Source organism: Lonepinella sp. BR2357 (genome assembly GCF_051851525.1).
In the GTDB taxonomy this organism is placed as follows: Bacteria; Pseudomonadota; Gammaproteobacteria; order Enterobacterales; family Pasteurellaceae; genus Lonepinella.
Genome location: NZ_JBPDVG010000006.1, coordinates 66,605 through 85,560, shown reverse-complemented (window position 1 = coordinate 85,560; position 18,956 = coordinate 66,605). Strand labels below are relative to the sequence as shown.

The 18,956-nt window shown below is 41.6% G+C and carries 17 protein-coding genes; 7 read left to right on the top strand and 10 right to left on the bottom strand.

Translation table 11 applies throughout. The features are described from left to right. Positions 1-14: 14 nt before the first annotated feature. The 3 genes from ACTG7L_RS05305 to ACTG7L_RS05295 all read right to left on the bottom strand — a co-directional run bounded on the left by ACTG7L_RS05305 (position 15) and on the right by ACTG7L_RS05295 (position 4,937). Positions 15-1,808, bottom strand: a complete 1,794-nt coding sequence (locus ACTG7L_RS05305; protein WP_439327717.1) for a hypothetical protein — start codon at positions 1,806-1,808, stop codon at positions 15-17. A 92-nt stretch (positions 1,809-1,900) separates the two neighbouring features. Beyond that, complete coding sequence (locus tag ACTG7L_RS05300; protein WP_439327716.1) at positions 1,901-3,478, bottom strand: hypothetical protein; 1,578 nt, start codon at positions 3,476-3,478, stop codon at positions 1,901-1,903. Positions 3,479-3,512: 34 nt separating this feature from the next. Further along, the gene (locus tag ACTG7L_RS05295) at positions 3,513-4,937 is read right to left on the bottom strand and encodes a surface lipoprotein assembly modifier (protein ID WP_439327715.1); all 1,425 of its coding nucleotides are present in this window, start codon (positions 4,935-4,937) and stop codon (positions 3,513-3,515) included. Positions 4,938-5,214: 277 nt separating this feature from the next. Here ACTG7L_RS05295 and folP point away from each other — a divergent pair, with 277 nt between their 5' ends. After that, positions 5,215-6,042, top strand: a complete 828-nt coding sequence (folP, locus tag ACTG7L_RS05290; RefSeq protein ID WP_439327767.1) for a dihydropteroate synthase — start codon at positions 5,215-5,217, stop codon at positions 6,040-6,042. Between the two features lie 442 nt (positions 6,043-6,484). Beyond that, the gene (gene glmM / locus ACTG7L_RS05285) at positions 6,485-7,819 is read left to right on the top strand and encodes a phosphoglucosamine mutase (protein ID WP_439327714.1); all 1,335 of its coding nucleotides are present in this window, start codon (positions 6,485-6,487) and stop codon (positions 7,817-7,819) included. A gap of 84 nt (positions 7,820-7,903) precedes the next feature. On the opposite strand, the gene purR is transcribed toward glmM, so the two are convergent. The 6 genes from purR to ACTG7L_RS05255 all read right to left on the bottom strand — a co-directional run bounded on the left by purR (position 7,904) and on the right by ACTG7L_RS05255 (position 15,430). Continuing rightward, entirely contained in the window at positions 7,904-8,914 is a 1,011-nt protein-coding gene (gene purR, locus ACTG7L_RS05280) for an HTH-type transcriptional repressor PurR (RefSeq protein ID WP_439327713.1), read from the bottom strand. 268 nt (positions 8,915-9,182) lie between these two features. Next, entirely contained in the window at positions 9,183-10,904 is a 1,722-nt protein-coding gene (gene cydC / locus ACTG7L_RS05275; protein WP_439327712.1) for a heme ABC transporter ATP-binding protein/permease CydC, read from the bottom strand. 10 nt (positions 10,905-10,914) lie between these two features. Further along, entirely contained in the window at positions 10,915-12,684 is a 1,770-nt protein-coding gene (gene cydD / locus ACTG7L_RS05270) for a heme ABC transporter permease/ATP-binding protein CydD (RefSeq protein ID WP_439327711.1), read from the bottom strand. 93 nt (positions 12,685-12,777) lie between these two features. After that, on the bottom strand, positions 12,778-13,731 hold the full coding sequence (gene trxB / locus ACTG7L_RS05265) for a thioredoxin-disulfide reductase (protein ID WP_439327710.1): 954 nt from the start codon (positions 13,729-13,731) through the stop codon (positions 12,778-12,780). Positions 13,732-13,780: 49 nt separating this feature from the next. Further along, positions 13,781-14,629: a co-chaperone YbbN gene (locus ACTG7L_RS05260; protein ID WP_439327709.1), complete on the bottom strand. Its 849-nt coding sequence runs from the start codon at positions 14,627-14,629 to the stop codon at positions 13,781-13,783. Positions 14,630-14,650: 21 nt separating this feature from the next. Then, positions 14,651-15,430 (bottom strand): Zn-ribbon-containing protein, encoded by a 780-nt coding sequence (locus ACTG7L_RS05255; RefSeq protein WP_439327708.1) that lies wholly within the window; start codon positions 15,428-15,430, stop codon positions 14,651-14,653. Between the two features lie 137 nt (positions 15,431-15,567). Between ACTG7L_RS05255 and ACTG7L_RS05250 the strand changes: the two genes are divergently transcribed. Genes ACTG7L_RS05250 through grxB form a run of 5 tightly spaced genes read left to right on the top strand, consistent with a single transcriptional unit; the run spans position 15,568 to position 17,887 of the window. Further along, positions 15,568-15,906, top strand: coding sequence for a type II toxin-antitoxin system HicB family antitoxin (locus tag ACTG7L_RS05250; protein ID WP_439327707.1), 339 nt, complete (start codon positions 15,568-15,570; stop codon positions 15,904-15,906). A 34-nt stretch (positions 15,907-15,940) separates the two neighbouring features. After that, entirely contained in the window at positions 15,941-16,201 is a 261-nt protein-coding gene (locus ACTG7L_RS05245) for a BrnA antitoxin family protein (RefSeq protein ID WP_439327706.1), read from the top strand. Positions 16,202-16,203: 2 nt separating this feature from the next. Beyond that, positions 16,204-16,518, top strand: a complete 315-nt coding sequence (locus ACTG7L_RS05240; protein WP_439327705.1) for a YqcC family protein — start codon at positions 16,204-16,206, stop codon at positions 16,516-16,518. Continuing rightward, entirely contained in the window at positions 16,512-17,222 is a 711-nt protein-coding gene (truC, locus tag ACTG7L_RS05235; protein WP_439327704.1) for a tRNA pseudouridine(65) synthase TruC, read from the top strand. Before ACTG7L_RS05240 ends, truC begins: the two co-directional genes overlap by 7 nt. A 14-nt stretch (positions 17,223-17,236) precedes the next feature. Beyond that, positions 17,237-17,887, top strand: a complete 651-nt coding sequence (gene grxB / locus ACTG7L_RS05230) for a glutaredoxin 2 (protein ID WP_439327703.1) — start codon at positions 17,237-17,239, stop codon at positions 17,885-17,887. Between the two features lie 68 nt (positions 17,888-17,955). Here grxB and ACTG7L_RS05225 read toward each other — a convergent pair whose 3' ends face one another. Beyond that, positions 17,956-18,813, bottom strand: coding sequence for a fructosamine kinase family protein (locus ACTG7L_RS05225; protein WP_439327702.1), 858 nt, complete (start codon positions 18,811-18,813; stop codon positions 17,956-17,958). Positions 18,814-18,956 lie beyond the last annotated feature (143 nt).

Here is an 18,956-nt window from a genome sequence, read left to right as displayed (position 1 = left end):
CTCCTTATTCGTGATTATTTTGCACCTGAGAATGCACCTTGCATATAAAGAGCATTGTCTTTATACCCCTCAAATGTGCCTGATACTTCTTGGGCTTGATCGCCTGCAAATGAGCCTTGGTAAGTGCCTGTGACGATTTCTTTGCCTGATGCAGGTTTTAATGAATCAACTGTCGCAGGCGGTGCATTTGTTCCATCATTCCAGCCTGATGTTAAAATATCCCCAGAGTCTAGCATATAAGCTGTTCCAGAAAAGCCAACGCCACCATTACTTACTGTCACTTCCGTATTATCAAATACAGCAATGGTACGCGTTCTGCCACGAGTGGTCTGTGTTTGGTATACCACGCCTGACACATTATCGTCATTCACATATAACTCAAACGGGCTAGTTTGGACTGCCGCACCTGTTCCACTATGGGATGCGTAACCTTTATAAGTGGCATTGGTTACTGCTGTTTTGTCGGTGGTTTTGTTTTGTGAATCCACTAAGCTCACATAGCTATGTACGGCGTTGGTCTTGGTATAATCGACATCACTGGTATTTTCTTCTCGCAAAACTGCATAGCCTGCGTAAGAACTTGCTCCATTCGGTGTGTAATGTACAACGATTGAGCCTGCTTCTGTTGCTTGAGGCACATTCACAAAACTATTGCTATCGGCATCATAACGGAAAGTATCTCTTGAGCTGTTGGCTTGACTGGATGTTCTCACTTCACCAGAAGAAGTCGTATATTGCTGATAATAGCCACAAGCGTTTGAGGCTTGGTTGGAACAGTTATAGTAATCGTAGTTATTTTGTTTGGCTGAAACACCAAAATTATTATCACGTCCTTTGATTTCCGTTAATAAACGATCACGCATTTCTTCGGTGGCATAGGCATGTACTACGGAGTCGGTTTTCTTGATTACATAGTCTGTGGTACTCGCCGCAAATTTTGCTTGAGCTTCAGCAGCTGCTAAATTAGCCGCTTCTTCTGCTGCTTTAGCTGCAGTTTCTGCGGCTTGAGCGGCTTTGCGTTCTTCCTCGGCAGCTTGTGCGGCTGCTAAGGCTTCAGCCGCAGCTTTTGCAGCCTCTTCGGCTTCCTTGGCAGCTTGGGCTGCGGCTGCGGCTTCTTCTGCTGTTTTGGCAGCTGCTGCTGCGGCTTCCGCTGCTTTTTTCGCTTCTTCTGCTTCTTTTGCTGCTTTCTCTGCATCCGCTAGAGCTTGAGCAGTAGCTGCTTCTTGTTCCGCCGCTTTTTTTGCTGCTTCGGCATCTTCAGCGGCTTTTTGAGCAGCCAGTGCGGCGGCTTCCGCCTCTTCTTTGGCTTTAATCGCCGCCGCTTCGGCTTCCTCTTGGGCAGTGGCTAATGCATTGATTTGGTTATATTGACTGGCAACTGTCTTTAACTCTGCTTGCGTTTTGCTGAGCGCAGCACGAGCCGCGTTTATATCATTCACAATCGTGCTGGAAGCCGCCGTTGACGAAGATAAATAATCGTTGGTATTGCTGTTTAATTGTTTATCTGCATTGGTTAGCGAGGTATTGGCTAAGGCAAGTAAACGTTCCGCTTCACTTAATGCCGCGTTTCTTTCCGCCACGGTGGTGGCAGCTTCCGCACGATTTAAGGCTTCTTGAGCCGCGGTTAGGCTGGCTTGAGCGGTGGCAAGTTCGGTGTTACCCTCGGCAAGATAACCTTGAACACGGTCGAGGTTATTTTCAGGAACAGACACACCTGGGACGTTATTCGAGCCTGATGAGCAAGCGGTTAAGGAAATTGCCCCGAGTGAAACCAAAAGGGTCATGGCAAGATTTGAGAATTTACGCATAAATTAAAAATGTTCCGTTAAGTTAAAATGTGTATAAAGTGCGGTGTAAAATTTATGAGTTTTACACCGCACTTTGGGTTAGATTCGCAAGATTATTCCTGACGTTGTCCAGCGAATGCACCTTGTACAGAAGTACTTTTTTCAGTACTGTCAGTGCTAAATACGCCAACGACTTCTTTGGCATCTGTACCTGCGAATTGACCAGAATAAGTACCTGAAATATTCGTTGCTGTATTTTCTAAACCAAGGTTAGTACCGTTAAATGTGGCATCACCAGAGAAGCCAACAATGCCATTTCCTGAATAAACAGTAGCTTCGTTAAGAGTAACTAAGTTACGTTTGGCTGCATTAGCAACAGTAGTCGATGTATCAATTTTACCTGTTACTACACCATCATTTACGATTAAAGTTAAGCCAGTTTCTGCTTCACGAGCAGAATCAGTAGTTAATGGTTGAACATGAATTGTATAGGCATTTTTGTTGGCGGTCGTGTAATGTGCTACACCACGATAAGTGGCATTTACCACTTGAGCTTTATCAGTCGTTGGGGTTTCTACATAGGTGACATAAGAGTTTACAGGTGTTGCTGTAGGATTATCTAAATTATGTGCTTCACGAATAATCGCAAAACCCGAATAGGCATTTTGTTGACTTCCCATTAGCGTATTGGTATCAGGACCTGTTACCACTGCTAATACTGAACCCGTTCCTGCACCTTTAGTTTCAGATGCTTGAGTAGTTACGCCGGTATTAGAAGTATATGGATATAGTCGTCCACATACCGTTCCACTATCTTGACAAAGTTTTGCTTCAAAGAAAGCTTTGTTTTTATCAGCAGAGTTTGCATATTGATTCGCATAAGCGCCTGTTGTTGAAACGGTTTTCACTTGTTCTGTCACAACATCAGCGACTTTTTGTTCTGCTTTGGCGACTTTAGCATCCGCTTCTGCCGCTTTCGTTTCCGCATCCGCTACTTTGGTTTCAGCTTCTGCTTGAGCTGTTTTGGCATCTTTGGCATCCTGTTCTGCATTCGCTTGAGCGGTTTTGGCATCTTTGGCGTCCTGTTCTGCATTCGCTTGAGCAGTTTTTGCATCAGCGGCTTCTTTTTCCGCAGCCTCTTGAGCTATTTTCGCTTTTTGAGCGGCTTTTTCTGCTTCTGTTTGTGCCGTTTGCGCATTGGTCAAGGCGAGTTTCGTAGACGTTAACTCTGTTTGAGCAGCAAGCAATTCTTTTTCTGCGGAAGCCAGTGCCTTTTGAGCGTTAACCAATTCTTCAGATGAGCTGTTTTGGTTAGCAAGAGCTTCTTCCGCTTTTTTCACATCTTCTAACGCAGCCTTTAAATCCGCATTGGCTTTATCTAAATCGCTTTGAGCAAGGCTAGCGGCTTTGCTGGCGGTATCCTGTGCCACAGCTAAGGCTTCCTCTGCCGTTTTGGCAGCCTTCAAGGCTTCCGTTAATGCAGCTTGAGCTGCGGCTGCATCAGCTTCCGCTTTGGCTTGAGCCACTTTAGCTGCCGCAATTGCGATATTCTCCTCGTCCGCAGTTGGGCTGACATTGGTGGTGGCAGGGGCACCTGAGCTACCGCCACTGCTTGAGCAAGCCCCTAAGCCAACGGCGATACCAAGAGATAACAAAAGTTTTACTGCAAGATTAAATGTGTTTTTACGCATTTAAAAAGTTCCTCATAAAAAGTGAAAATGAAAGTTAAAAGGTTTTTTCCAAGGACAGGGTGATGCCCTTGTCTGTGTAGGAATACAGGCTAGAAAAATTACTGCGTTGTTTTTTCCAGCGATAATTTAATTTCGGGGTAATGCCCCAAATGTGCCAATCGCGTTTCCAAAGTGCGGTGTTAATTTGGTAAATTTCATCTTCTCTGGTACGGTCAAAGTGGAAATTTGCCCCTAAAGAAAGATTGTCTTTGTATTCGCGTTTTGAAGCAGAAAAACTGACTCGGGAGGAAATGCCCCAATGCCATTCTTGTCCCCAACCGAGGCGAGCAGATTTTAAATCATAGCTGTAATGGCGAACTTGGGTGGTCTCGCGAATAAAATCCACGCCCCCATAAAAATATTGGCGAGGCGAACGACGCCATAATAGGGTAAGCGAGGCGATTTTGCTGTTGCCTTCTAAATTGTCATTTTGAGCATAACTGTTTTTACCATATTCCAACGCGGTAGACACTTGCCAATTCGGCGTAAGCCAATGAACTAATTCCCCTCGTCCGCCAATGGCACGTTTATAACGATGCCCGCCGTACCATTGTTGTTCATTAAAGGGCAAGAGCGACCATTGGGTTTTCTCGTTTTTGTAGCGGTAGCCAAGTAGGGTGCGGTTAATGATTTCATCATAATCATGTGCATCCCAATAATTGCGACCATACAGTGCATTTTCGACGTGTAAATAATGTCCGTTGACAATATTAAAATCCCGTTCTAAGCCAACTTGATAACCTATACCATGGGCTTTTTGTGGCAACATAGAATCGCCTTTGACAAAGGCGGTATTTTCTAAATAACGCTCAGAAGACGCATTGTTGACGTTGTCGGTGCGCAAATAGTTGGCTGAAAAACTCCATGACCAACTATCACGTTTATCCAAAGCGTCTTTATAGGCTTGCACCAATCCACGAATATCCGAAGGCAAGGCGGGATCCGCTAAGGCTTTTTCAAATTGATCTTGGGCGGCGCTATCTTGTTGGGTGTTAAACAAGGAAATCGCCAATTGAATCCGCACTGGCGTTAAATCTGAGCGTTCGGCGATAATTTGACGATAGCGATCAATGGCGAGGCGGTGATTGCCGGTGAGTTTAGCAATTTGTGCTTCGGCAAATAGCACCAAAATCGGATCTTGTTGCGGAAAAGTGCGGTAGATTTTGAGCAAGTTTTCAATATGCGCCAATTGCCCTGAATTGATGGCAAGGTTAAGCAATTGTTCGGTGGCAGAAAAATTCTGCGCTAATTGCTGTTCATCATACACATATTGGAACGCAGTGCGAGGAAAATCCGCCAGTTTTTTCGGTTGCTGTTTCGATTCAGCAATTGGAACAATTTTTTCAGGAATAGAGGCATCCGCAGGCAAAATCGGCTCATTAGCAGCTAATGAGGAATAACTTACAGTTATTCCTATCAATGCCTGAAGATAAAAAGAAAACGGTTTTTTTACGCTGAACATGATTTATACAAAATGAAAAAAAAAGTGGGCGGATTTTAACCTATTTTAGGTAGTGTGTAAATAATAATCGTTATTAATTTGATTATTTTTTGTGTTTTCTCGCGTTTATTAAATATGCGATAAAAATAAAGTGGGCAGATCTATTATTGTGTTCCTTTTATATTTTTGCTTTTTCTGTTTATTTCCAGAATATTTCGCTATAATGTTGCATATTTTAATTCATCACATCATCAACATGAAACTGCAAGCCAATAATAAAGTCTTAGATTTATCCCAACCGCAAATTATGGGCATTTTAAATTTCACCCCAGATTCTTTTTCCGATAGCGGTCAATTTTTTCAATTAGACAAAGCCTTATTTCAAGTAGAAAAAATGCTCAACGCGGGGGCAACTATCATTGACATTGGCGGTGAATCCACTCGCCCTCACGCCGAAGAAGTTTCCGAACAAGAAGAGTTGGCACGCGTTGTGCCATTGGTAGAGGCTGTACGAAAACGTTTTGATTGCTGGATTTCGGTCGATACCTCAAAAGCTGTTGTGATGCAAGAAAGTGCCAAGGTGGGGATGGATATGATTAATGATATTCGTGCTTTACAGGAACCGAATGCTTTAGATACGGCGATAACATTGGGTTTGCCCACTTGCCTTATGCACATGCAAGGCCAACCTCGCACCATGCAAGCTAATCCACATTATGAAAATGTGGTGGAAGATGTGCTAAAATTCCTACAAAATCGCACCGCAGTTTTTTTGCAACAAGGTGGAAAGCCAGAAAATGTGATTTGGGATCCCGGCTTTGGATTTGGTAAAACGGTGCAACATAATTTTAAATTATTGCAACAGTTGGCTATTTTTGCCGTACAAGGTTACCCCGTGTTGGCAGGGCTTTCAAGAAAATCTATGTTAGGGGCCGTGTTGGATAAACCCGTAGAAAAAAGATTAATCGGCAGTGTGACAGGGGCGTTATTAGCCGCCCAAAATGGTGCAACGATTTTGCGAGTGCATGATGTAGAAGAAACTGCTGATACATTAAAGATTTGGCGGGCTATGATGAATGGGTAAACCCTCACCCTAGCCCTCTCCCAGAGGGAGAGGGGACTGTTTTTTTGCGGTAATGACGACTGGGGCCCCGTCTTTGCCGCCTGAAAATAATTCAATTTTTAGGAAAATAGCAAATGGGTAAACCCTCACCCTAGCCCTCTCCCTGAGGGAGAGGGGATTGTTTTTTTTGCGGTAATGACGACTGGGGCCCCGTCTTTGCCGCCTGAAAATAGTTAAATTTGTAGGAAAAGTTGTACTGTTTGAGCGTAGCGAGTTTACAACTTTTCCGTTAAGCAAATTTAACTATTTTCAGGAAACAAGGCAAAATCGGGGTCGCCTTTCTTTTGCTTACTTTTCTTTGGCGAAGCAAAGAAAAGTAAGTCGCCAACGGCGAAACCCGATTTCGATTAAAAGAAAAATTTCAATTAAAACAGAAAAATAATTTAAACAAAAAGGAAACAAAATGTCAGAACGTAAATATTTCGGTACCGACGGTGTCCGTGGAAAAGTCGGCACTTTCCCCATCACCCCTGACTTCGCCCTAAAACTCGGTTGGGCCGCAGGAAAAGTACTTGCCACACAAGGCTCCAAAAAAGTCTTAATCGGAAAAGATACCCGAATTTCAGGCTATATGTTGGAATCCGCCTTAGAGGCTGGATTAACCGCAGCAGGTTTATCCGCTGTCTTTGTCGGTCCAATGCCAACGCCTGCTGTCGCTTACTTAACTCGCACTTTCCGTGCAGAGGCGGGCGTGGTAATTTCAGCCTCACATAATCCTTATGATGATAACGGCATTAAATTCTTCTCTGCCCAAGGGACAAAATTACCGGATGACGTAGAAGAATCCATTGAAAGCATGTTAGATCAACCCATGGACTGCGTGGCGTCCGCAGAATTAGGTAAGGCCAGTCGTATTAATGATGCGGCGGGACGTTATATTGAATTTTGTAAAGGCACCTTCCCGACAGAATTGAGTTTAGAGGGGTATAAAATTGTGGTGGATTGTGCCAATGGCGCCACTTATCATATTGCCCCAAGCGTTATGCGAGAGTTGGGAGCGGAGGTCATTGAAATCGGTACCGACCCAGATGGCCTGAATATTAATGAAAAATGTGGAGCCACTGATATTAAAGCCTTGCAAGCAAAAGTATTGGAAGTGGGGGCGGATGTCGGTTTGGCTTATGACGGCGACGGTGACCGCATTATGATGGTGGATCATTTGGGTAACAAAGTAGACGGTGACCAAATTCTCTATATTATTGCCCGTGAGGCTTTGCGTGCTGGCAACCTGAAAGGTGGCGTAGTGGGCACATTAATGAGCAATATGAGCTTAGAAATTGCCTTAAAACAATTAGGCGTGCCGTTCTTACGAGCCAATGTGGGCGACCGTTATGTGTTGGAAAAAATGCAAGAAAATAACTGGAAATTTGGCGGTGAAAATTCAGGGCATATTATTATTGCCGATAAAAATACGACTGGTGACGGTATTATTGCCTCATTGGCTGTATTAACCGCCATGGTACAACATAAATTGAGCCTAAATGAACTGGTCTCCGCTGTGCCATTGTTCCCACAAGTATTAATTAATGTACGTTTTGCAGGCGGTGCAAATCCATTAGAAAGTGACGCAGTCAAAGCGATTGCTGCAGACGTAGAAAAACGTTTAACCGGTAAAGGACGAATTTTATTGCGTAAATCAGGCACAGAGCCATTGATTCGTGTGATGGTAGAATGCCAAGACGGCACACTTGCTCAACAATGTGCGGAAGAAATTGCCAATGCGGTGAAAGCTGCATAATTCAACAGTGCGGTGAAAAAAGTCGGGATTTTCCCGACTTTTGTTTTTGAATGGCAACATAATAGATTATTTTATTCCATACGTTTAAGTCGCTAGGAGATTTTTCACCGATTTCCGCACCACCAATTCAGGATAAATTTCAATCACTTCTTTCTCATGATTCTTATGATGAATTCGTTCAAAGAGTAATTTTAATGCTTGCTCACCCAAACGAGCTTTGGATTGATGAATCGTCGTCAGTGGCGGGGCGTAAAAGCGAGAAGAATGAATATTATCATAACCGATAATCGAAATATCATCTGGCACACGTAAGCCTTTTTCGGTAATCGCAGAAATGGCACCTAAGGCCATGACATCATTACAACAGAACACGGCGGTGGGTAATTCCTGTTGGGCTAAGATTTTATTCATACATTCATAGCCATCTTCAGGTTCAAAAAAGCCCTCTTGAATCCAGTTCGGATGGGTCGTTAATCCCGCCTCATGGATGGCTTTTTCAAAACCTTGAAAACGAGTTTTTGCTGTGGTTTTACTGAGTTCACCAGAAATAATGCCGATTTTTTGATGGCCATTTTCGATTAAATATTGGGTGGCTAAATAACCTCCTTGAAAACTGTTATCCAAAATCATATCGCTGTGACTATGTTGAATACCCCATTCCATTACCACCATGGGTAATCCTTTGAAATTATTGAATAAATCAATACTTTCCTGATGATATTCTGCACACATGATTAACACGCCATCGACTCGTTTTTTGGCGAGCATGTCTAAATGATTTTTGATTTTTTCCGCATCATTTTGTGTATTACATAAAAATAATGAGTAACCTTGACGATAACAATGATTTTCGACAGCATGAATAATTTCCGCAAAATAAGGTGCCTCACTGGTCGTCACGATCATACCAATGGATTTCGTGGTATTGATTTTTAAGCTACGAGCCACGGCACTGGGGGAATAATGCAGTTGCTGAATAGCATCCAATACCGCCTTTTTGGTATCTTCTGCCACATGCCTTGTGTTATTGATGACATGTGAAACGGTCGTGGTGGAAACGCCCGCCATTTTCGCCACGTCTTTAATAGTTGCCATAGTTATCTCCTAATAATTTATCTTATTATAAAGTGAAAACCACAAAAAATGTATGAAAAAATAAATTAAACTGATAGAATGAAAAGCGGATTAGATAATTCATTTTAAATGACAATAACAGGAGAAAAACATGAGTGATTTTGGTTATGCAATGGTGATGGTTGTCCTTTCATTAGGTATTGTGGTGGGATTAAGCGCCGCTATTTTCTAAAATAACAGATGAAAAAATAACTCACGCACTGTTTTCAGTTCATGAGTTATTTTTTTATTAGAGGCGTTGAATTAACGCATGAAAATAACCTTGTTTTTGACTTAATTCCGCATAAGTGCCTTGTTCCACCAATTCTGCATTATCAACTACCACAATATTATCGAACTGCTCAATCGCTGTTAAACGGTGTGTCACCATAATTAAGGTCTTGTGTTGGCAATGTTGCAAAATCAAGGCTAACATTTGACGTTCGGTTTCTCGGTCTAAGCCCTCAGTGGGTTCATCTAACAATAAAATCGGTGCGTCATTGAGTAAAATCCGTGCTAAGCCCAAACGACGTTGTTCTCCGCCAGAAAGCGGACGTCCGCCGTCACCGAGCCATTGATCTAAGCCTTGCTCTGTCAACGTTTGCAAGCCGACTTGATTTAATACGGTCAGCATTTTTTCATCAGAAAGTGGGGTAGCCGTCGCAAATTGCAAATTGTTACGCAAACTGTCACTAAACACATGAACTCGTTGGGTTAAAAAGCCAATGTGTTGGCGTAAAGTGGTTTCAGTATAAGCAGAAATCCGTTTATTAGCGAACAGAATTTCCCCTAATATGGAATCATAATTGCGGACTAACAGTTGTAATAGTGTTGATTTTCCACTGCCAGTTTTGCCTAAAATGGCCACTTTTTGATTCGGTTTAATGTGTAAATTCACTTGTTTTAAGGCAATATCTTGCCGTTCAGGATAGCCAAAACTGACTTGTTTTATATCAAATAAAACGTCACCAAAGTTCACCGCAGTTTCTGTCCCATTAAATTCCACCAGCGGCGGTTGATCAATAATTTCACTGACACGTTCCGCAGAGGCGATCACCTGACCAATATGTAAAAAAGCAGACCCCAAAGGCATAAGAATTTCAAAAGACGCCAAGGCTGACAGCGTAAACAAACCAATAAATGCCAGACGATATTCTTCAATCGCAAATTCAATATTGGCGGAAATCCATAAGGTCAACACCACTAATAAGCCATTGGCAAACATTAAAACAGCGGTGGAAAATCCGGATAAATTACTTTCACGTTGTTGATAATTCTGCCATTGTTGTTCTGTTTGATTTAGTTTTTGTTGCAGATTATCTTGTGCATTAAACAGCAATAATTCTGCTTGAGCTTGGATAAATTCCACAAATTGCATACGATATAGCGAGCGAGATTGTGTCAGTTTTGCACCAAACGTTAAACCTAAAAAATAAAACACCGTTGGAATAATCAGTAATAAAATCAACAGGATTGCACCAATTAATAAGGCGAGTGGAAGATTAAATAAACTCAGTGCCAATGTCATCATGCCAATCACGGTAACGGCACTGATGAAAGGGGCAATTAAGCGTAAATACAGGCTATCAAGCGTATCCACATCTGCCACCAAACGGTTAAGCAAGTCGCTGTTGCGATAACGATTTAATACCGCAGGGGAGAGCGGAATAATCTTGCTGAATACCTGAACACGCAATTTCGCTAAAATACGAAAAGTGGCATCATGCGTGACAATTTTTTCCGCATAACGCATGGCGGTACGACCAATGGCCAATCCACGCACACTTGATGATGGATAAAAATAGTTAAATAATGCCCCTGCTCCGGCAATGGCGGTGGCAGATAAAAACCAGCCAGAGAGTGTCAGCAAGCCAATACTGCTGGCAAGTCCCCCAATCATTAATACCACGCCTAAAAACAGGGGGAATTTTGCTTGTTTAAATAAGGATAAAAAAGGAAGTAATGAACGCATATTTTCTCTCTTATTGTACGTCCTGATGACGTTGTGCCAAAAGTTCAGCAAAATAACCTTGCTGTTGCAACTGCTCAAAATGTCCTTGTTGCACAAGCTGCCCCTGTTGCATCACCAAAATTTGATCACATTGTTTTAAATCTTCAATGCGGTGGGTAATCATCAAGGTGGTCTGGTTTTGGCTAATTTGATATAACGCCGTCAGCACCTGATTTTCAGATTTCGCATCTAAGCTCGCAGTCGGTTCATCTAATAACAACAAATTACCTTGACGCAATAAGGCTCGAGCAATGGCCAAGCGTTGAGCTTGTCCTACGGATACGCCGACGCCACCGTCTTTGATTTCCGCATTCAAGCCAATGTGATCGGTAAATTCTTTGGCATTGGCTTGGCTTAATGCGAGATCAATTTGTTCGTCCGTGGCTTGAATATCACCGAGTAACAGATTTTGTTTAATCGTCCCTTGCAATAACAATGGATTTTGCCCCACCCATGCAATTTGTTTTCGCCATTGGGTAAGATCGGCTTGATTGAGTTCTATGCCATTAATTTTTAGGCTACCTTGATAAGGCAAGAAACCGAGTAATACATTGATTAATGAGGTTTTTCCTGCTCCGCTTTGTCCGACTAAAGCAGTATTAGATTGTTTAGCTAAATGAAAATTAAGCGGTTGAGTGAGTGCTTTGCCCTGCGGTGACAAGACCACCAAATTTTCTGCCACAATTTCCACCGCACTTTGGGCGGGAATTTGTTGATCGTGGTCAGATTGTACCGTTTGATAGTCGGTTTCAATAAATTCTGCAATCGCATCCGCAGCCCCAATAGCGGCAGCTCGGTCGTGATAATACACGCCAAGATCACGTAACGGTTGATAAAATTCAGGGGCGAGAATTAAACAGAAAAAGCCGGCAAATAGGGTAATGCCAGTGTTATCACTAAAACTGCCAAAATCAATTTGGCCAAGATAACTAAAACCAAAATAAACCGCGACAATGGCAATAGACACCGAGGTAAAAAATTCTAACACCGCAGACGATAAAAAGGCCATTTTTAATACGTCCATGGTGCTAATGCGATAATCTTCAGTAGAAGTTTCAATATGTGCCGTTTGTTCTTCGGCACGATTAAACAGACGTAGCGTTTCTAGCCCACGTAAACGGTCGAGGAATTGTCCGCTTAATTTCGCTAAAATAGCCATATTTTGCTGATTCTTATCCGACGCCGCCAAACCGACTAAAATCATAAAAACAGGAATAAGGGGAGCAGTGAATAATAAAATTAAACCAGCCACCCAGTTAAGCGGAAAAACAGCAATTAAAATAATCACCGGAACAATCGCCGACAGCATTTGTTGGGGCAGATAGCGTGAATAAAAATTATGCAGATTCTCCACCTGTTCCAACATTAAACTGGCCCAACTGCCTGCAGGTTTACCTTGAATGGTTGCCGGTCCAACCGCATGAATTTTATCTAAAATTTGTTGGCGGATAATATTGCGTAATTTTTGACCGCAGTTAAAGCCGATTTTTTCACGCAGATATAAAATCAATGCACGTAAAGCAAAACCGATAACTAAGCCGACAAAATAGGGAAGTAATTCACTGCGTGGTGTTTGTTGGATAATAAAATGATGTAAAAGACTTGCTAGCAACCAAGTTTGTCCGACCAAAATTAAAGAAGATAAAGTCGCTAAGCCAACATTTAGGCTTAATAATTTCTTTATCGGTTTCTGCTGTTCTCGCAACCATTTAAACAAATATTTTTGACGTTGTTTTTCCATTTTTTATAAAATTTTAGGGGCGAACCTTAACAAATACAGGTTCGCCCAAAATCACTCCAAAGATAAATATCCGCTAGATCCTAGCCGAAAAAATTAAGCTAACGCATCTAAAAAACGTTCTGCATCTAAGGCAGCCATACAACCTGTACCGGCCGACGTAATGGCTTGACGATAATTATGATCCATTACATCACCGGCCGCAAAAACACCTTCTACGCTTGTTGCGGTAGCATTGCCATCTAAGCCTGATTTCACCACAATATAGCCATTATTGAGTTCCAATTGTCCTTGGAAAATATCGGTATTGGGTGCATGCCCAATCGCCACAAAGACCCCATCAACTTTTAATTCTTCGGTGTTATCCGATTGCGTATCTTTCAAGCGTACGCTGGTTACGCCCATATTATCGCCTAACACTTCGTCTAAAGTGCGGTGCGTTTGGAGAATAATTTTACCTTCTTCTACTTTTTTGTATAAACGGTCGATTAAGATTTTTTCCGCACGGAAACTATCACGGCGGTGAATTAAATGCACTTCACTGGCAATATTGGCTAAATACAAGGCTTCTTCCACCGCCGTATTGCCCCCTCCAATCACGGCAACCGGTTTGTTACGATAGAAAAAACCGTCACAAGTGGCACAAGCGGACACACCACGGCCTTTGAAAGCGTCTTCTGATGGTAAGCCTAAATAACGAGCAGACGCCCCTGTCGCAATAATCAAGGCGTCACAAGAAAAGGTTTGCACATCGCCATACAGTTTAAATGGACGACTAGATAAATCTACTTTACCGATATGATCAAACACAATCTCAGTATCAAATTTTTCCGCATGTTGTAGCATGCGTTGCATTAATTCCGGCCCAGTAGTATCGCCAAAATCCCCCGGCCAGTTTTCAATTTCAGTGGTGGTGGTAAGTTGTCCACCTTGTTGTAAACCGGTCACTAAAACCGGTTTTAAATTTGCCCGAGCCGCATAAATGGCCGCGGTGTAACCGGCAGGTCCGGAGCCTAAAATTAATAATTTGCTGTGTTTAATGTCTGACATAAAAATTCCTTGTTAATCATAACTTTTGTTTATTATAACCAAATTTGTGCTAATACAATAGTGAATAAACCTGTCTGCGATATTTATTCGCCAGCGGATCTGTCCCAAGAGCCGCCACAATTTCCAAAAATTGTTTTTTCACTTCGCCATTTTCCGCATTGAGATCTTGACGTAAAATGCTAAACAGTAATTCTAACGCTTGTTCATCTCGGTTAGCTTGATGAAGTTGTACGGCTAACTTTAATGCAATATCAGGGCGTGGATTATTGGCGTAATCTGCTTGCAATTGCTGGATTTCTGGCGTGTCGGCGGCTTTGATTAATAGCTCAATTTGGGCGACTAACCCATGCCAACGACTATCTCGGTCTTGCAGTGGGATTTTATTTAAAATTTCCTGTGCCGGTTCGGTTTTTTTAATCGCAATATAGGTTTCCGCATAGAGTAGTGCAATATCGCTGTTTTTTTGCTCTGAAGCCAACCATGCATCTTTTAGTAATGGCAAGGCCGCATCATAGTTTTCCGCCTGTAAAAAATCCAAGGCTAAATTGAATTTAATTTCTTCTTCTTTGGGTAAAATCAAGGCTAAATGCTGTTCAAGTTGATCTTCTGGTAACGCCGTTTGAAAAGCATCTACCGCCTGAGCCTCTTTAAATAAATACGTGGTTGGCAAGGCTTGAATACCAAATTGCATCACGATTTGTTGTTGAGTTTCACAGTTGACTTTCGCCAGCAAAAATTGCCCTTGATATTTGTCCGCATAACGTTCCAAAACCGCGGTGAAATTAAGCGAAGTTTCGTGACTTGGGGCATAAAATACCACCACCAAGGGGGTTTGTTGTGAACGTTGCAATGTTTCCGTGAGATTTTGTTCATTAATTTCAATAATATAGTCTTGCATGTAATTTCTCTTCAAAAGGGGTTATAAAAAATGCCACGATAAATTGGACACTAAACGGCAAGCGTCACATTTAAAATAAAATACGTCAGCAACAGGTTTTGCCAACGCCCAATCGCCGCCACAACAAGGGCAATGGCGTTTTCGTTCCGTTTCCAAACTTTCACCGCCGATACGGTACAGATAATAATAGGTTGGCACACCTGATATTTGTTCTACTTCCTGACATAACGCTCGCCCATGTTTACTTAATGTGCTGTTAAAATCCGAAATTTCAGGGAGTGCAGATTTTTCCAACACCGACCCATTCATTTGCAACTGATCGCAAGCCTGCCAATCTTCTAGCCATTTGATTAAATCTAGGCTTAAGTGCGGTTGGTTTTGGGCCAGTTTATACAACGGAATAGGTGCAAGATTATCACCGTTCACCACTGGCGAACTGGAGCGTAAATAAGTGGTGTAAAGCACTTGCCATGTGGGATCACTTTGATTGGTTTGATCGGACATCAAATCATCCGCCACAATCTGAAAACTCTGCAAAAAAACACCGCACTTTTCCAAATTTTCAAGGCAACGATTGACTTCGCTGTTATTATGTTCGGGCAATAGGCTATGTTGTTCAGGGCAAATTACCTTGATGCCAAAGCCTTGTTGATTTTCTTGTTCCGCTTGAAACACAGGAATTTCTCGCCCAAGAATTTGGCCGTTATACCGCCATTCATCAATGAGTTCACCGAGCATAATAAATTGCTGTTGATGTCGTTCGGGCTGTTGGTTTTGTAAAAAGATGTCGATAAGGTACATGTTGGTTTCCTTTAATAATGAGGGTTATCTTACCTGAATAAGGGATTGAGATCAAAATAGTAGATAACATTTAAAATTCATTGCAAAGGTTGGATATGTAACTATAATTAATACCTAATAAAACAGGTAGGTATATTATGACATTGTTAAATTACAAAGGCTATGTCGGCACGATTGAGCCAGACTTAGAAAATAATGTGCTATTTGGTAAATTAGCTTATATTCGGGATTTGGTGACATACGAAGCAGAAACTTTGCCTGACTTAGAAAAAGAGTTCCGTGCATCTGTGGATTTATATTTAAGCGATTGTGCCAGTTTAGGCAAAACACCAGATAAGCCATTTAAAGGTGTGTTTAATGTGCGGATTAGTGAAGAATTACACCGTATGGCAGTAATCGCTGCGGGCGATATGTCGTTAAATGCGTTTGTTGGAACTGCAATTCAAGAAAAAGTTAATAGTGTTACCATGAGTTAGTTTAGTAAACCCAATAAACGGGAGAATGAAAAATATGAACAATACCGTCAATCCTGAGTTAATTACGGACGATAATCCTGAATGGACAGATGAAATGTTTGCGAGTGCTAAACAAGTAAATGAATTGCCGTTATCACTACAAAAAAAATTGATCGGCAGACCACGTTTAGTGAGCCCTAAAAAGTCAATCACGATTCGTCTTGATGAAAATATTCTGCAACATTTCAAGGCGACGGGGAATGGTTGGCAAACACGCATGAATAATGCTTTACAAGAATGGATTGCGAGCCATTAACTATGCACGAACAAACTAAACAACATCTACGAAATCTACAAAAAATCCTGCAAGAACTCGATCTATGGCAAACCGTGCCGCCGTCTGAACAAGCCTTTGCCAGTCAAGAACCTTTTGCCATTGATTATTTGCAAGCTCACGAATGGTTGCAGTGGATTTTTATTCCGAGAATGTGGGCGTTGTTAGACAGTGGGGCTGTGTTGCCGAGCAAAATAGCCATTTCGCCTTATGTGGAAGAGGCTTTAAAAGAACAAGAGCGGTTAGGCGAATTGTTAAGGCCGATCATTGAAATTGAAAAGCTGTTAAGCCAATGCTAGAAATCTTATATCAAGATCAATATCTTGTAGCAGTGAACAAACCTGCGGGAATGTTGGTACATCGCAGTTGGTTAGATAGACACGAAACGCAGTTTGTCATGCAGACGTTGCGAGATCAAATTGGTCAGCATGTTTTCCCAATTCATCGTTTGGATCGTCCTACGTCGGGCGTATTGCTGTTTGCCTTAAATAGCGAAATGGCGAATTTGATGTGTCAGCAGTTTGAAAGCAAAACCGTACAGAAAAGCTATTTAGCGGTGGTGCGTGGTTATTTAACTGGGGAAGAACGCATTGATTATCCATTAAAAATTCAATTAGATAAAATTGCAGATAAATTTGCTCAAGAGAATAAAGAGCCACAATCGGCAATCACCGATTATCAAGGTTTAAAAACGGTAGAAATGCCTTATGCAGTAGGGAAATATCAAACAGCACGTTATTCTTTGGTGCGCTTAACTCCACAAACAGGGCGAAAACATCAGTTACACCGTCATATGAAACATATTTTTCACCCGATTTTGGGCGATACCCAATATGGTGATTTACGTCAAAATCGAGCGTTGGCAGAACAAACAGGCGTAAATCGATTGATGTTACATGCGGAAATATTGCAATTTCGTCACCCTGTCACAAATGAAAAAATTCAGGTGACAGCAGGGTTAGATGAACAATGGATAAGATTATTTGAAATATTTAACTGGTAAATAGAGGAGAAAATATGAAACTTTATGTGTTTGATCACTGCCCTTATTGTGTGCGTGCGAGAATGATTTTCGGTTTGAAAAAGCAAGCGGTTGAATTGGTTTATATTCAAAATGATGATGAAACCACGCCAGTGGGGTTAATTGGCAAAAAAGCTGTGCCGATTTTGCAAAAAGAGGACGGTTCTGCCATGCCAGAAAGTTTAGATATTGTGCGTTATGTAGATGATAATTACGGCGAAAAATTGCTGTTTGATGTGGTTCGCCCTGAATCGGAGGCGGCAATCAAGCAAATTGGCAGTTATTATAATCACTTGCTATTACCTCGTTTTGTACAGTTGGGTTTACCTGAATATGAAACGAAAGGCGCATTAGATTATTTTATCAATAAAAAGACGGCTTTTATTGGTGATTTTGCCGAAAATCTTGCACAATCGGCGCAATATATTGCGAAGTTGCAACAAGATTTACTGGTTCTTGATGCGTTGATTTTGGCGGAAGATAAAGCCAATGGTCAGCAATTATCTATTGAAGATATTATGCTTTTCCCAATGTTGCGGAATTTAACGTGCGTGAAAGGGTTAGTGTTGCCTCAAGGTTTGAAAAATTATGTGCAAACTATGGCGAAATTAACGGGTATTGGACTTTATACGGATAAAGCCATTTAAAAAAACGAAAAAAACACCGCACTTTTTGATTTTTTTCATAAAGTGCGGTGTTTTTTTATCCAATTTTTTTACAAAATTAATTCCAAAAACCGTTTTGTCAATTCCACATAATGTCCTCTAAATCGGTGGCTAAAATTAAGTAAATAATAAAGCTGATAAATCGGTTTGCGTTCAATATAATCTTCCGCCAACGGATAAGTGCGGTGATAATTTTCATAAAATTCATCAGGGAATGGCTCAAACAGTTCAGTAAAGGCTAAATCGCATTCACGGTCGCCCCAATAGCAAGCAGGGTCATAGCTGTAAATTTTTCCGTTAAATGCACCGCAGTTTTCAATCCATAAGTTACCGTGTAACAAAGACGGTATAGGCTTGTGTTTGGCTAGTCGAGCTGCTACTGTGGCAACAATGTCTTCAATATTACCGAAATTGATTCCCTGTTCTTTACAGATTTGTAATTGCCACCCGATACGTTGGTCGGCAAAAAACGTCGCCCAATTAGTTCGCCATTCGTTCGGTTGATAGACCGAACCAAGCCAAGTGTCAAAATCCAAGCCGTAACTTTCTGAACCCTTGATTTTATGCAAATTCGCCAACGCTACGCCAAATTGGGCAAATTGTTCAGGCGTTGGCGTATCTAATTGCAAGGCCTCTAACAATAAAAAGCTATGATTTTGCGAACAACCTACGCCATAAACTTTCGGTAAATCAATGGTGCGAGTTTTGCTTAATAACTCAATTTGATCGGCCTCCGCTCGAAACATAGAACGATAGGTTTTATCGTTAGTTTTGGCAAAAACAGGTTGTATGCCATCATCAATTAACCAAGATTCGTGCATTTCGCCCGTGTGTACTTTGTCTTTTTCTTTGATGGAATAATAGGCACCAAATTGATCCGCCAATACTTGAGAAACTGATTTCCACATACGCTACCCCTTAAATGACCGCTATGATTGATATTATCATAAACTTATTTTTAGCAATAATCTGTGACGAATGTCAAATTTTTGAAAAATTATGCTAAAATGTACCGCACTTTTAGTCAATGACATTGTAGGGGTGGATCGAT